General features: G+C 74.2%; 14 protein-coding genes and 1 pseudogene. 6 read left to right on the forward strand and 9 right to left on the reverse strand.

The genetic code is table 11. The features are described from left to right. Positions 1–100: 100 nt before the first annotated feature. The 4 genes from ACFV2S_RS22305 to lipB all read right to left on the reverse strand — a co-directional run bounded on the left by ACFV2S_RS22305 (position 101) and on the right by lipB (position 3,201). Positions 101–805, reverse strand: a complete 705-nt coding sequence (locus ACFV2S_RS22305; RefSeq protein ID WP_383801219.1) for a DUF4191 domain-containing protein — start codon at positions 803–805, stop codon at positions 101–103. 10 nt (positions 806–815) lie between these two features. Further along, positions 816–1,031, reverse strand: a complete 216-nt coding sequence (locus ACFV2S_RS22310) for a hypothetical protein (protein WP_041128875.1) — start codon at positions 1,029–1,031, stop codon at positions 816–818. Positions 1,032–1,307: 276 nt separating this feature from the next. Continuing rightward, complete coding sequence (lipA, locus tag ACFV2S_RS22315) at positions 1,308–2,276, reverse strand: lipoyl synthase (RefSeq protein ID WP_189802162.1); 969 nt, start codon at positions 2,274–2,276, stop codon at positions 1,308–1,310. A gap of 103 nt (positions 2,277–2,379) precedes the next feature. Next, positions 2,380–3,201, reverse strand: a complete 822-nt coding sequence (gene lipB / locus ACFV2S_RS22320) for a lipoyl(octanoyl) transferase LipB (RefSeq protein ID WP_385561789.1) — start codon at positions 3,199–3,201, stop codon at positions 2,380–2,382. Between the two features lie 288 nt (positions 3,202–3,489). Here lipB and ACFV2S_RS22325 point away from each other — a divergent pair, with 288 nt between their 5' ends. Continuing rightward, positions 3,490–4,962, forward strand: coding sequence for a regulator (locus tag ACFV2S_RS22325; RefSeq protein ID WP_385561792.1), 1,473 nt, complete (start codon positions 3,490–3,492; stop codon positions 4,960–4,962). Between the two features lie 441 nt (positions 4,963–5,403). Here ACFV2S_RS22325 and ACFV2S_RS22330 read toward each other — a convergent pair whose 3' ends face one another. Together ACFV2S_RS22330 and ACFV2S_RS22335 are read right to left on the reverse strand one after the other, a co-directional pair. Beyond that, a complete protein-coding gene (locus ACFV2S_RS22330) occupies positions 5,404–6,765 on the reverse strand; it encodes an NAD(P)/FAD-dependent oxidoreductase (RefSeq protein ID WP_385561794.1) in 1,362 nt (453 codons plus the stop codon). Positions 6,766–6,970: 205 nt separating this feature from the next. Then, the gene (locus tag ACFV2S_RS22335; protein ID WP_385561797.1) at positions 6,971–7,882 is read right to left on the reverse strand and encodes a TIGR01777 family oxidoreductase; all 912 of its coding nucleotides are present in this window, start codon (positions 7,880–7,882) and stop codon (positions 6,971–6,973) included. Between the two features lie 59 nt (positions 7,883–7,941). On the opposite strand from ACFV2S_RS22335, the gene ACFV2S_RS22340 reads away from it, so the two are divergent. After that, positions 7,942–8,439 (forward strand): GNAT family N-acetyltransferase, encoded by a 498-nt coding sequence (locus tag ACFV2S_RS22340; protein WP_385561800.1) that lies wholly within the window; start codon positions 7,942–7,944, stop codon positions 8,437–8,439. Between the two features lie 43 nt (positions 8,440–8,482). On the opposite strand, the gene ACFV2S_RS22345 is transcribed toward ACFV2S_RS22340, so the two are convergent. After that, positions 8,483–9,184 carry a TetR/AcrR family transcriptional regulator gene (locus ACFV2S_RS22345; protein ID WP_385561803.1) on the reverse strand — a complete coding sequence of 234 codons (702 nt, stop codon included), beginning with the start codon at positions 9,182–9,184 and terminating at the stop codon, positions 8,483–8,485. 83 nt (positions 9,185–9,267) lie between these two features. Here ACFV2S_RS22345 and ACFV2S_RS22350 point away from each other — a divergent pair, with 83 nt between their 5' ends. The 3 genes and pseudogenes from ACFV2S_RS22350 (at position 9,268) to ACFV2S_RS22360 (ending at position 10,947) form a co-directional block, all read left to right on the forward strand. Continuing rightward, a complete protein-coding gene (locus ACFV2S_RS22350) occupies positions 9,268–10,062 on the forward strand; it encodes an SDR family NAD(P)-dependent oxidoreductase (RefSeq protein WP_383797402.1) in 795 nt (264 codons plus the stop codon). A 37-nt stretch (positions 10,063–10,099) separates the two neighbouring features. Continuing rightward, positions 10,100–10,348: pseudogene (locus ACFV2S_RS22355) on the forward strand (SDR family NAD(P)-dependent oxidoreductase); the annotation flags it as partial. Positions 10,349–10,407: 59 nt separating this feature from the next. Then, positions 10,408–10,947 (forward strand): SDR family NAD(P)-dependent oxidoreductase, encoded by a 540-nt coding sequence (locus ACFV2S_RS22360; RefSeq protein ID WP_385561806.1) that lies wholly within the window; start codon positions 10,408–10,410, stop codon positions 10,945–10,947. 96 nt (positions 10,948–11,043) lie between these two features. Here the strand turns inward: ACFV2S_RS22360 and ACFV2S_RS22365 are convergent, their stop codons facing one another. Continuing rightward, a complete protein-coding gene (locus tag ACFV2S_RS22365; RefSeq protein ID WP_385561867.1) occupies positions 11,044–11,565 on the reverse strand; it encodes a DUF4240 domain-containing protein in 522 nt (173 codons plus the stop codon). Positions 11,566–11,664: 99 nt separating this feature from the next. Here ACFV2S_RS22365 and ACFV2S_RS22370 point away from each other — a divergent pair, with 99 nt between their 5' ends. Then, positions 11,665–12,585 carry an SDR family oxidoreductase gene (locus ACFV2S_RS22370; RefSeq protein ID WP_385561809.1) on the forward strand — a complete coding sequence of 307 codons (921 nt, stop codon included), beginning with the start codon at positions 11,665–11,667 and terminating at the stop codon, positions 12,583–12,585. 30 nt (positions 12,586–12,615) lie between these two features. On the opposite strand, the gene ACFV2S_RS22375 is transcribed toward ACFV2S_RS22370, so the two are convergent. Further along, complete coding sequence (locus ACFV2S_RS22375) at positions 12,616–13,590, reverse strand: helix-turn-helix transcriptional regulator (protein ID WP_385561812.1); 975 nt, start codon at positions 13,588–13,590, stop codon at positions 12,616–12,618. Positions 13,591–13,631: the final 41 nt, after the last annotated feature.

Consider the following 13,631-nt stretch of genomic DNA (forward strand, 5'->3'; position numbering starts at 1 on the left):
CCCCGGGGGCATACCCCCCCCCGCCCCCCCCCGCTCCGGTCCCGCCCCCGCCCCCCCCGGGCCGGGCCCCTTCCTCGTACGCAGGGGTGGGGCGTGGTCGTCAGCGCGTCTTTCCGCCGCGCGGCATCCGCATGCCCTTCGGCATGGGTCCCTTCGGCAGCGGCATGTTGCTCATCAGGTCGCCCATCGCCCGCAGCCGGTCGTTGGCCGAGGTGACCTGCGGGCCGGTGAGCACGCGGGGCATCTTGAGCATGGTCGTGCGGATCTTCTTGAGCGGCACCTGGCCCTCGCCGTCACCGACGATGAGGTCGTGCACCGGCACGTCCACCACGACGCGGTTCATCCGCTTCTTCTCGGCCGCGAGCAGGGTCTTGACCCGGTTCGGGTTGCCCTCCGCCACGAGCACGATGCCGGCCCGGCCGACCGCGCGGTGCACGACGTCCTGACTGCGGTTCATCGCGACCGCGGGGGTCGTCGTCCAGCCGCGCCCGACGTTCTGCAGCACCGCCGCCGCCGCGCCCGGCTGGCCCTCCATCTGCCCGAAGGCCGCGCGCTCGGCACGCCGTCCGAAGATGATGGCCGCCGCCAGGAGCCCCAGGACCAGGCCCAGGATGCCCAGGTAGACCGGATGACCGATGAGGAAGCCGATCCCGAGGAGGACACCGAGTACGACGATGCCCACGCCCGCGACGACCAGACCGACCTTCGGGTCCGCCTTCCGGGTCATCTGGTACGTGAGGGCGATCTGCTTGAGCCGCCCTGGATTCGCAGCGTCAGCGCTGCCCGTGTTTGCCTTCCTCGCCATGTCCTGAAGTTTACGTGGCCCGGGAAGCCCGGCCGGACGCGACCTCCATCACGTGCTGGGCCTCGACCCGGTCCTTGGCGCGGCGGCGGTCCTCCAGGACGGAGTTCCAGGCGTTGCGCCGTGCGGTGCGCTGGCCGGCGCCCAGGAGCAGGGCCTCCACGGCCTTCAGGGCGTCGGTGACGGACGGGATCGCGGTGACGCGGACGTGCGTCGATGCGGCCGGCATACGGGGTCCTCCCTCGATTGCGGGTGAGACGAGGTGGGGGTGCGAGCGGGTGGTGGCGGTGAGTGAAACCAGGCTCACAGATCGGTGTTACCAGGGCGTGACCCGGTGGTCAAACACTGATGAAACGTTGATGCGGCCGGTCGGGCGAGCGGGGAACGACGATGCGGTCCGCACCTCCCCGCTGAGCTGCGGGGTCGCACGGACCGCACCGGATCCGGCCACTACTGACCAGTAACTACTTGTGCTCGGATTCACACGGCGGGCGCGTGACGAGGATCAGACCGCCTGGGTGGCGTTGTCCACCGCGCCGCGCTTCTCGATCGCCTGCTGGTACAGCCGGCCCGCGCGGTACGAGGAGCGGACCAGCGGGCCCGACATCACGCCGGAGAAGCCGATCTCGTCGGCCTCCTCCTTGAGCTCCACGAACTCCTGCGGCTTCACCCAGCGCTCCACGGGGTGGTGCCGGACGGAGGGGCGCAGGTACTGCGTGATCGTGATGAGCTCGCAGCCGGCGTCGTGCAGCTGCTGGAGCGCCTCGCTGATCTCCTCGCGGGTCTCGCCCATGCCGAGGATCAGGTTCGACTTCGTGACCAGACCGTAGTCGCGGGCCTGGGTGATGACGTCCAGGGACCGCTCGTAACGGAAGCCCGGACGGATCCGCTTGAAGATCCGCGGGACGGTCTCGACGTTGTGCGCGAAGACCTCGGGGCGCGAGTCGAAGACCTCCTTGAGGAGCTCCGGCACCGCGTTGAAGTCGGGGGCGAGCAGCTCGACCTTGGTGCGGCCGTCGGCGCGCTCCGCCGTCTGCTGGTGGATCTGGCGCACGGTCTCCGCGTACAGCCAGGCGCCGCCGTCCTCCAGGTCGTCGCGCGCGACGCCCGTGATGGTGGCGTAGTTCAGGTCCATCGTGACGACCGACTCGCCCACGCGGCGCGGCTCGTCCCGGTCCAGCGCCTCGGGCTTGCCCGTGTCGATCTGGCAGAAGTCGCAGCGCCGGGTGCACTGGTCACCGCCGATGAGGAAGGTCGCCTCGCGGTCCTCCCAGCATTCGAAGATGTTGGGACAGCCCGCCTCCTGGCAGACCGTGTGCAGCCCCTCGCTCTTCACGAGGCCCTGCATCTTCGTGTACTCGGGCCCCATCTTCGCGCGGGTCTTGATCCACTCGGGCTTGCGCTCGATGGGGGTCTGGGCGTTCCGGACCTCCAGGCGCAGCATCTTGCGTCCGTCGGGTGCGACTGCGGACACATCGGCTCCTGTAGCTTCGATTCTTCGGCGCACACCAGGGTACGCCCGTTGCTTCCATGCCTTGCCTACGCTTGGCCAACCCGTGGCCAGAGCCCGGCATTCCTCAGGCCGAGGCGGGCTCCGGGGCCCGCTCCTCCACGCGCTCGATCTCCCGCGGCTTCGGCTCCGCGTTCTCCAGGACGTCCCGCAGGTGCTTCTCCGCCACCGGGAGCACCTCCTCGACGGTGAGGTCCCGGCCCAGCTCGTTGGCGAGCGAGGTCACGCCGGCGTCGCGGATGCCGCACGGGATGATCCGGTCGAACCAGGCGTTGTCCGGGTTCACGTTGAACGAGAAGCCGTGCATCGTGACGCCCTTGGCGACCCGGATGCCGATAGCCGCGAGCTTCCGGTCCTCCCGGCGCTGGCCGGCGTTGGACGGGGCGTACTCGGGGCCGTTCAGCCGCGGGTCGAACTCCTCGTCGGTCAGCCGCGGGTCGAAGTCGAGGGAGAGCCCTCCGATCGCCGGGCGCCGCTCGACCGGGTCGCCGAGGACCCACACCCCGCTGCGGCCCTCGACCCGCGTCGTCGCCACGCCGAACTCGGCGGCGGTGAGGATCAGGGCCTCCTCCAGCCGGCGCACGTGCGCGACGACGTCCACCGGGCGGGGCAGCTTCATGATCGGGTACCCGACCAGCTGGCCCGGACCGTGCCAGGTGATCTTGCCGCCGCGGTCGACGTCCACCACGGGCGTCCCGTCGAGCGGCCGCTCGCTCTCCTGAGTACGCCGTCCGGCCGTGTAGACCGGCGGGTGCTCGAGGAGCAGACAGGTGTCGTCGATCTCGTCGGCGAACCGCGCGGCGTGCACTTCGCGCTGCTTGTCCCACGCCACCTGGTAGTCGACGGCTTCCTCGCCGAACCCAAGGCGGACGAATCGCAGCTCACTCACGGCCATGCCTCCTCCTGGGTGCCGGGAGCCGGGGACCGGGGATCATCCCGGGCCGGCGCGGCACCATGCGTCATTCGCGCCCATGCCACTGTACGGCGGCGCGGGGGACACCCCTCCGGCAGGTGGACGGGGGCGCCTGCGTCAGCCACGCCCCCAATCCTCACACGATCGGATGAATCTGGGGCGAAGGTGGCGGTACGGGCCGTGAGGACCGCTAAATTCACGCCGTTCCATGAGGGTCCGACGGGGCTGCCGCCCGGACCCGGAAGGCAGGAGACCGCACAGCTGATGACGGAACGACCACCGCAGCGCATCCCGAACCGCCAGCTCGCCGCGCTGATCGCCGAGGCAGGGTTCTCCAACGCGGGGCTCGCCAGACGGGTCGACCAGCTCGGTCTGGAACACGGGCTCGACCTGCGGTACGACAAGACCTCCGTGACCCGCTGGCTCCGCGGTCAGCAGCCGCGCGGCACCACCCCCGCCCTCATCGCCGAGGTCTTCACCCGCCGCCTCGGCCGCCGCCTCTCCGCCCAGGACCTCGGCCTCGACGCCTGCGCGCCCGTCTACGCGGGCCTGGAGTTCGCCGCGACCCCCGAGGAGGCCGTCGACATCGTCAGCGGCCTGTGGCGCAAGGACTCCGGCAGCCACGCCGAACTCCGCAAGATCGCCTTCACCCCCGCCGGGCTCGTCGTCCCCAGCCGCGACTGGCTGATCGGCCGCGCCGACGACCGGGTCGCCCGCGGCGAGCCGGCCGCCGCGACCCGTACCGCCGCCGGAGCGTCCCCGCACGACCCCCGCGTCCCGCCCCAGAGCCGCTTCTCCGTCCCCCGCCAGCGCGGTACGGACAGGGGCCCCGGGCAGAAGGTCTCCAGCGGCGACATCGCCGCCCTGCGCTCCGTCGGCGAACTCTTCCGCACCCTCGACCACGCCTACGGCGGCGGCCACGCCCGGCAGGCCCTCGTCCGGTACCTGGAGCACGAGGCCGAGCCCATGCTGCGCGGCACGTACGGGGAGAGCACCGGGCGCCGCCTCTTCGCCGCCGCCGCCGACCTCACCCGGCTCGCGGGCTGGACCTCGTACGACATCGCCGCGCACGGCCTCGCCCAGCGCTACTTCGTCCAGGCCCTGCGCCTCGCACAGGCGGCCGGGGACCGGGCCTACGGCTCGTACGTGCTCCTCACGATGAGCTGCCAGGCCGTCTACCTCGGCCACGGGCGGGAAGCCGTGCAGCTCGCCCGGGTCGCCCAGCAGGGCGTCGGGCCCGCCGCGCCCCCCGTCGTCCAGGCGATGCTGCACGCCGTCGAGGCGCGGGGGCACGCGGTGCTCGGCGAGGCGCGCGCGTGCAGCGCCGCGCTGGTCCGGGCCGAGCGGGCCCAGGAGGCGGCCCGGCCCGGTGACGACGTCCCCTACTGGGCCCGCCACTTCGACGAGGCCCAGCTCGCCGACGAGCTCGGGCACTGCCACCGGGACCTCCAGCAGTACCGGGCGGCCGCGCAGCACGCGGAGCGCGCCCTCCAGCTCAGGGCGCCCGGCTTCGCCCGCAGCCGGCTCTTCTGCCGGGTGGTCCTCGCCACCTCCCGGCTGGCCCTCGGCGAACTGGACCAGGCGTGCGCGCTGGGCGCGGAGGCGGCGCAGCAGGCCTCGGAGATGCGGTCCGCGCGGGCCGTCGAGTACGTCCGGGACTTCGAGCGCCGCCTGGAGCCGTACCGCGACGCGGCGGCGGCCCGCACGTACCGCGACCGAGTCGCAGCGATCGGCTGACCCCCCGCGCGGGCCGCCGCCCCCACCCACGCGGCCCCGCACCCGGCGGTTCGGCGCCCCACGCCCGTGTGGGCCCGCGCCTTGCGGTGCCGCCCCAGGCGGGCACGCGCCGGCGCCCGTGTGGGCCTTCGCCCCGCCCCGTGTGGGCAATCGTCCCGCTGGGGCGGGACGGGTGGGCACACGGGACGGCGCCCTTCAGCGGCGCCTCCGCGTTCTGTGCCTGGACCCGCACCACCAGTGCGCCGTCACCACGGGTGCAGGTGCAGGGCGCAGGAGCCTGGGCCCGGCACGGGGCGCCGTTCCGTTGTGCCCACCCGTTCCGCCCTGCGGAACGATTGCCCACAACGGCGGGGCGCGGGCCCACAACGGCGGGGCGCGGGCCCACAACGGGGGTGGGCGCCGCCCCGGCGGAGCGGTGGTCCGCAGCGGTGCCGCGTCGCGTCACGCCGCCGCGTTCGGTTCTGACGTCGGGGTGCGGACGCCCAGGTCCGCCAGGAGCGCCCTCGTGGCGCGGGCGGCCGACACCAGCGCGCCCGCCACCGTGGACGTGTCCCGGTGGTCGCCGCACGCGTACAGGCCCGCCAGGAGCCGGACCGGGCGGTGCGCGTCGTGCGGCGGCGGCATCGCCGGGACCGCGTCCCGGGTGTGGTGGAGGGCCAGGAGCTCCCAGTCGTCCGTGGACGTGCCGTACAGCGTGGCCAGGTGCTTGCGGACCCGCCGCTCCGTGTCGTCCGGGGGCGTGCCGAGGACCGTGGAGGTGATGAGGGCCCGCCCGGCCGGCGCCCGGGTCGGGTCGACGGCGCTCATCACCGTCGTGTGGGCGACCGGACCGCCGGGGTCGGACTCCAGGAGCAGGGTCGGGTCCGAGGCGGGTGCCACGGGCGCCGTGTGATGGAGGACCGTCACCGGGTGGAAGGCGGGGACGCGCAGCCCCGGCAGCAGTTCCGCCGCCGTGCGCGCGCCGGTGGCCAGGAGCACCGAGCGGCAGCCGAACACGCCGTGCCCCGCCGTCGCGACCCGGGACACCGACACGTCCGTGACCCGGACGCCGGTGCGGACGGTGCCCGGCGGCAGCGCGGCGGCGAGCCGCTCGGGGAGCGCCGCCGAGCCGCCCTCGGGAACGGCCGGACGTCCCCGGGCGAAGGCCCGGAGCGCCAGGTCCGCCTGACGGCTCGACATGCCGAGGTCCGGGTCGGCGAGGAGCGCGGCGAGCAGGGGCCGCAGCACGCCCTGCACGGTCCGGGCGGGGAGCCGCGCGGTCAGGGCCTCCCGGGCGGTCCGGTCGGGGCGGGCGAGCAGCCGCTGCGCCGGCGTCGCGGCGAGCCGTACGAGGGAGGCGCCGAGCCGCGCCTGGTCGAGCGAGGCGGCCGGATTGCGGGGGGCGCTCGCGAGGGCGCGCGCGACACTGAACGCTCCCCCCACGCCCCGGTGGACCCCGCCGCTCCGCACGCCGGCCGTCCTGCGCGGGTGCGGGACGCCCCACCGCGCGTACCGCCCGTCGCTGTGCACGAGCACCCCGGGGGTGAAGGGCCGGAGCTCCAGGCCGTCGAGGCCCGGCGTGGTCCGCAGCTCCTCGGGGGAGAGGGTGAGCAGCGGGCCCACCCGGTCGAGCAGGAAGCCGTCGACGAGGTCGGTGGCGAGCCGGCCGCCGACCCGCGGCTCGGCCTCCAGGACGGCGACGGCGAGCCCGGCGCGGGTCAGCCGGTGCGCGGCCGAGAGCCCCGCCGTACCGGCTCCCACGATGACGACGTCGACGGCCTCCACGACGTCCCTGTGCTGTGCGCTGGTTGCGGTACTGAGCACGTGCCCCTCCCCAGGTCGGCGCCGCCGGTGGGAGGCATTGTGCCCCCAACGGGCCTCCGGAATGCCCGAGTTCGCGTTCGTATCGAACGGTGGGCATCGGACGGTGGGCATCGAGCCTAGGCAGCGCCCCCGGGGAAGTCGGCCGCGCGCGGCGGGGTGCACGCAGCACGGGGGAGCGCAGACGCGCACGGCCGGGGAGGGGCGGTCAGCGCAGGGCCGCCCGGATCGAGTCGTCGATGGTCGGGAAGGCGAAGTCGAAGCCGGTCTCCAACAGCCTTCCCGGCAGCACCCGCTGACTGCCCAGCACGTCCTGGGCGAAGTCGCCGAGGACGGCCTTCAGGACCGGCGCGGGGACGGTGAGGAGGGTCGGGCGGTGCAGCACCCGGCCCATCGCCGCGGTGACCTCGCGGTTGGTGACCGGTTCCGGGGCCGTCAGGTTCACCGGACCGGAGAGGCCGGGCGTGTCGACGAGATGGCGCAGGGCGGCCACCTCGTCGTGGAGGGAGATGTACGACCAGTACTGGCGGCCGTCGCCCATCCGCCCGCCGATCCCGGCGCGGAAGACGGGGAAGAGGCGGCCCCAGGCACCGCCCTCGCGGGCCACCACCAGGCCCGTTCGGGCGTACGTGACCCGGATGCCGGCCTCCTCGGCGGGGGCGGCGGCGGCTTCCCACTCGACGCAGACCGAGGGCAGGAAGCCCGTCCCGGCGGGGGCGCTCTCGTCCACCGCCCGGGTGCCGGTGTCCCCGTAGAAGCCGAGCGCCGTGCCGCAGACGAGCGCCTCCGGCGGGTCGGCGAGGGAGGCGAGCGCCTGGGCGACGGCCGTGGTGCCGAGGACCCGGCTGTCGCGGATCTCCTTCTTGTACGCCTCGCTCCAGCGGCGCTCGCCGACGCCGGCGCCCGCCAGGTGCACGACGGCGTCGACGCCGACGAGTCCGGCGGCGTCGACGTACAGCCGCTTCGGGTCCCATTGGACCTCGTCGGCGGTGCGGGCGGGGCGGCGGACGAGGCGGAGGACCTCGTGGCCGTCGGCGCGCAGGGAGCGGACCAGGGCCGAGCCGATGAGCCCGGAGGCGCCGGTGACGGCGACACGCTTGCGGATCGCGGAACGCTGCATGGTCCCTATCCTGCCCTCCCCGGCCCGGGAGACGGGCCCCGCGTGGCACAGTGGCCGTCATGATCGTGCCGGAGACGCTGATACGTACCGCCGTGCAGGACGACGACGCCGCTCTCGCGGAGCTGGACCGCACCACCTGGTCGACGCTCCACGCGGTGCTGCCCGCCCCGGAGCCGGGCGAGCCCTTCTTCGACGCGCGCCATCTGCCCGGGGACTACCTGGTGGCGGTGCGCGGCGGGGTGGTCGTCGGCTACGTGCGGGTCGTGCCGCCGACCCCGCTCGCCGCCACCGCCCACGTCCGCCAGATCCAGGGCCTCGCCGTGGCGGGATCGGCCCGGGGCGGGGGAGTCGCCCGGGCGCTGCTGCGGGCCGCGATGGTCCGGGCCCGGGCGGAGGGGGCCGTCCGGATGACGCTGCGGGTCCTCGGGCACAACGCCCCGGCCCGCGCGCTCTACGCCTCGGAGGGCTTCGCCGTGGAGGGCGTGCTGCCGGGGGAGATGTTCCTCGACGGGGCGTACGTGGACGACGTCCTCATGGGCCGCTCGCTGCGCGACTGAGGCGCGGTCCCCGCCTGCTGCGGGACGGGGCCCCGCCCGCCCGCTACGTGACCGGGGCCCCGTCCCGCAGCAGCCGCATGCCGCCCATCAGTTCGCGCAGGCAGCGGACCGCGAGCGCGGCCGGGGCGCCCTCGCCGCGCTCCGGGGCGTCCGTCTCGGCCCAGCTCTCCAGGGCGATCCGGATGGCGTCGGTGGCCGCCGCCGCCGCGAGCCGCACCTCCAGCGGGTCGGCGTCCGGTCCGGCGAGCCCGGCGACGACCTCCCGCAGCCGCTCCTCGGACTCCTGGTTGACCCGGTACCAGACGGCCCGGAGGGCGGGGTCCTCGGCGGCGGCCCGGAGCAGCCCGCGCGTCCAGCGCAGGCCCTCCTCCTCCGCCGCGGACTCCGGGGTGAGCGACGCGGCGATCGAGCGCTCCAGGGCCTCGGGCACGCCCGCGCCCGGTCCCGCCGCGGCGAGCTGCTGCCGCCAGCGGTCGGCGCCGCCCGCGAGGAGCGGGGCGACGGCGTCCTGCTTGGACCGGAAGTAGCGGTAGAAGGTGCGCAGGGCGACGCCGGCCCGCTGGGCGATCTCCTCGGCCGTGGTGCCGTCGGGGCCGCGCTCGGTGAAGAGCTCGGCGGCGGCGCGGGCGATGTCCAGCTGGGTGGCGGCCTTGCGGCGTTCCGTCAGCGAGGGGGAGGGGGGAGTGGCCCCCTCGGGCTTCGTGCTCACCCGTGAAGCGTACGCCCGCGACTGCCTCACTTGCATGATGTGCAGGTGTGGCAAAACGTGCCATGCAGGCGTACGGTGGCAGCAATCCCCGGAAAGCTTGACATCGAGAGGTTGTCGACATGAACCAGCTGACCCGTTACGAAGGACGCCGCGCCCTCATCACCGGCGGCGGCTCCGGCATCGGCCAGGCCACCGTCCTGCGCATGCTCGCCGAGGGCGGACGTGTCGTCGCCGCCGACATCAGCGAGGACGGCCTCAAGGACACCGCCGCCAAGGCCGGCGACGCCGCCGACCGCCTCACCACCGTCGTCGTGAACGTCGGCGACGAGGCCTCCGTACGGGCCGGCGTCGCCGCCGCCGTCGAGGCCCTCGGCGGCCTGGACGTCCTGGTCAACGCGGCCGGCATCCTGCGCTCCTCGCACACGCACGAGACGAGCCTCGACTCCTTCGAGCAGGTGATCCGGATCAACCTCACCGGCACCTTCCTGATGATCCGCGAGGCGATCCCCGCCCTCCTGGAGGGCAACGGCTCCGCCGTCGTGAACTTCTCCTCCACCTCCGCGCTCTTCGCCCACCCCTACATGTCCGCCTACGCGGCCAGCAAGGGCGGCATCCAGTCCATGACCCACGCGCTCGCCGCCGAGTACGCCAAGCAGGGCGTCCGCTTCACCGCCGTCCAGCCCGGCTCCATCTCCTCCGGCATGACCGACGGCACCGGCGCCAGCCGCCAGAGCATCGGCCCCGGCCTCCCCGAGGACGCCGACCTCTCGCTCTTCATGAAGCTCGCCCCCGCCCTCGGCCAGGGCTTCGCCGGCCCCGAGACCGTCGCCGGCGTCGTCGCGATGCTCGCCTCCGAGGACGGGAAGTTCATCACCGGCACCGAGGTCCGCATCGACGGCGGAACCCACTTCTGATGTCCGCCGCGAGGTCTTCCACGGCCGTACGGCCGTCATCACCGGTGCCTCCTCCGGCATCGGCGCCGGCCTCGCCCGGCACGCCGCCGGGCTCGGCATGAACCTGGTCCTCGCCGACATCGCGGCCGACCGCCTCGCGGCCTTCGCCGAGGAGCTGCGGGCCACCGGCGCCGAGGTGGAGTCGGTGGTGACCGACGTCGCCGACCCCGCCTCCGTCGAGGCCCTCGCCGACACCGCGTACACCCGGTTCGGCGTCGTCGACCTCCTCGTCGACAACGCCGGGATCATGGCCATGGGCTGGTCCTGGGAGATCCCGGCGGAGCTCCCCCGGACTCCGTCCGGGAGGTGCCCCCAGACGCCGTGCTGCGGATCGACATCGGCGGCTACGTCAACGGCATCCGGGCCTTCGTCCCGCGCATGCTGGAGCGCGGCGAGAAGGCCTGGGTCGTCAACGTCTCCTCGGTCGGCGGCATGCTGTTGAGCCCGCTGACGGCCCCGTACGGCGTCACCACGTTCGGCACGCTCGCCCTCACCGAGTCGCTGCACCACGAGATGCTGATGAAGGGCGCCCCGATCCAGGTGTCCGTCGTGACCCCCGGCTCGGTCAAGAGCGAGATCTTCAGGGCGGCCCGCCCCGGCGAGACCGCCCCGCCGGAGGTCACCGCCTTCGGCGAGCAGCTGCAGGCGAGGGCCGACGAGCACGGGCTCACGCCCGAGGAGCACGCCGTGGGGGTACCCCCGGCCGGAGGCTGGGGGAGCGTCTTCGAGATGGTCGCGGAGGGCAGGTACGGGGCGATCCCCCAGCCCGAACAGCTCTTCCCGGCGCTTCAGCCGCGCACCGACATGATCCTCGCGCGGGAGAACCCCCGGCTCCACCTGGGCTGAACGGTCCCGGGGGGGGGGGGCGCGCCCCCCCCCCCCCCCCCCCCCCGGGCCCCAGCGCCTCCCAGGTCCCACGGAGCCCGAAGCGCTCCCGGGGTCTCACACCGTCCCGAAGCGCTCCCACAGCCGGGGGAAACGGGCCGCGAGCACGTCGTCGTCCTCCAGGTCGAAGGGCGCGCCCAGCGGCTCCCCGCCCGGCATCGGGATGCCCAGGTCGGGGGTCTCCGCGCCGGTCAGCGCCTCGTAGGCCTCGTCCGCCGCGAAGCCGATCTCCTCGCCGTCCCCGTCGATCTCCACGTCGAAGTCGCCGAGCAGTTCCGCCAGCGCGTCCGGATCGTGCACACCGCCCTCGTACACCTCCCGGCCCTGGCCGATCAGCCAGCAGCGGAACGAGTCGAAGGTCTCCTCGCCGGCCCCGTCGAAGAGCACCGCCGCCGCACCCCACAGCTCCCAGAGGTACGCGCGGTTGAAACGGGCCTCGAAGTGGCGCGCGTAGTCGAGCACCGAGTCGGGGTCCAGCCGGGTCAGCCGCTCCACGAGCAGATCGGCCTGCTCCTCGGGGTCGCCCTCGGCTTCCTCGCGGGTGGCGTCGATCAGCTCCCAGAACTCGGTCTCGTCCATCACGGGACCAGCATCACGGCTCGCGGAGTCCGACGCACCCGGAAAGCCCGAAATGAATCCGGACAGAAGGTGTCGTGTTTTTCTGACAGTGTGGTGATCATGACTACGGAGAACACACCCCTGCGCGGACGGATCTGCCTGGTCGCCGGTGCCACCCGGGGCGCGGGACGGGCCATCGCCGTCCAGCTCGGTGCCGCCGGAGCCACCGTCTACGTCACCGGCCGCACCACCCGCGACAAGCTCAGCGAGGTCGGCCGCGCCACCGAGACCATCGAGGAGACCGCCGAACTGGTGACGGCCGCCGGCGGCGAGGGCGTCGCCGTCCCCACCGACCACCTGGAGCCCGATCAGGTCCGCGCCCTCGTCGACCGGATCGACCGGGAGCAGGGCCGGCTCGACGTCCTCGTCAACGACGTGTGGGGCGGCGAGCACCTGCTCACCTTCGGGCAGAAGACCTGGGAGAGCGACCTCTCCGGCGGTCTCAGGATGCTCGAACTCGGCGTGAAGACCCACGCCATCACCTCGCACCTCGCGCTCCCGCTGCTGATCCGCAACCCCGGCGGGCTCGTCGTCGAGGTCACCGACGGCACGGCCGAGTACAACGGCTCCCGGTACCGGGAGAACCTGTACTACGACCTCACCAAGAACGCGCCCCTCCGCATGGCCTTCGGCCTCGCGAAGGAACTGGAGGAGTTCGGCGGCACCGCCGTCGCCGTCACGCCCGGCTGGCTCAGGTCGGAGCAGATGCTCGCCGGCTTCGGCGTCACCGAGGAGAACTGGCGCGACGCCACCGCGAAGATCCCCGACTTCGCCGTCTCCGAGTCGCCGGTGTACGTCGGCCGGGCCGTCGCCGCCCTCGCCGCCGACCCCGACCGGCACCGCTGGACCGGGCGGTCGCTCTCCAGCGGCGGCCTCGCGAAGGAGTACGGGTTCACGGACGCCGACGGCTCCCGGCCGGACGCCTGGGGCTTCATCATCGCGGGCGAGACCGGGAAGCCGGACGTGGCCGACTACCGGTAGGGCTCTCGGTACGGCTCTACCGGTACGGCCCTACCGGTAGAGGGCAGCCATGCCCCGGGCGGCCTCCGCGAACCTCTCCCGGAGCCCGTCCGGGGCCAGCAGCTCCACCTCCGGGCCGAGCCCGAGCAGCTGACCGAAGGCGACCTCCTCGCTCTCCACCCGGAGGACGACCCGCAGCCGGCCGCCCTCGGCGGTTCCCGCCGCGAGCGCCTCCTCGGCCGCGGCGCGGTCCGTGACGTGCGGCAGCCGGCGGGCGCCCGCCTCGGAGAGCCGTACGGTCACCTCCGTACGGAGCAGGGAGCGTGCGAACTCGGCCGACCGCTCCCCCCAGAAGACGGGCAGGTCGAAGTCCGGATCCCGGTCGAAGCGCTCCTCGCCCACGGCCACCGCCGTGAACCGGTCCACCCGGTACGTGCGGACCGAGGAGCCCGAGCGCGCGCACACGTACCAGACGCCCGCCTTCAGGACGAGGCCGTACGGTTCGAGCTCCCGCTCCACCTCCGCGCCGTCCCCGCGCCGGTACCGGGCCGACATCCGCCGGTCGTCCCACACGGCCTCCGCCACCGGGGCGAGCAGCTCCGGGGTCTCGGGCTCCTGGTACCAGCCGGGCGCGTCCAGGTGGAAGCGCCGGGCCGCCGACTCGTGCGCGTCCCGCAGGGAGGGCAGCAGCGCCGCCGACACCTTCAGCCGGGCCGCCGAGGCCGCGTCCTCCAGGCCCATGTCCCGCAGCGCGCCCGGCAGGCCCGACAGGAACAGCGCCTCCGCCTCACCGCGGGCGAGCCCCGTGAGCCGTGTGCGGTAGCCGCCGACGAGCCGGTAGCCGCCGGTCCTGCCCCGGTCCGCGTACACCGGCACCCCGGCCTCGGAGAGGGCGAGCGCGTCCCGGGTGATCGTCCGCTCCGACACCTCCAGCTCCGCGGCCAGTTCGGCCGCCGTCATGGAGGGACGCGACTGGAGGAGCAGGACCAACTTGATGAGGCGGGGGGGGGGGGGGGAGCATCTCAATGGGAGTCCCCCCCCCCCGCGGCCGAGGGGGCGCGGCAGCC

The sequence above is a fragment of the Streptomyces sp. NPDC059695 genome (assembly GCF_042733785.1).
Lineage (GTDB): Bacteria > Actinomycetota > Actinomycetes > Streptomycetales > Streptomycetaceae > Streptomyces.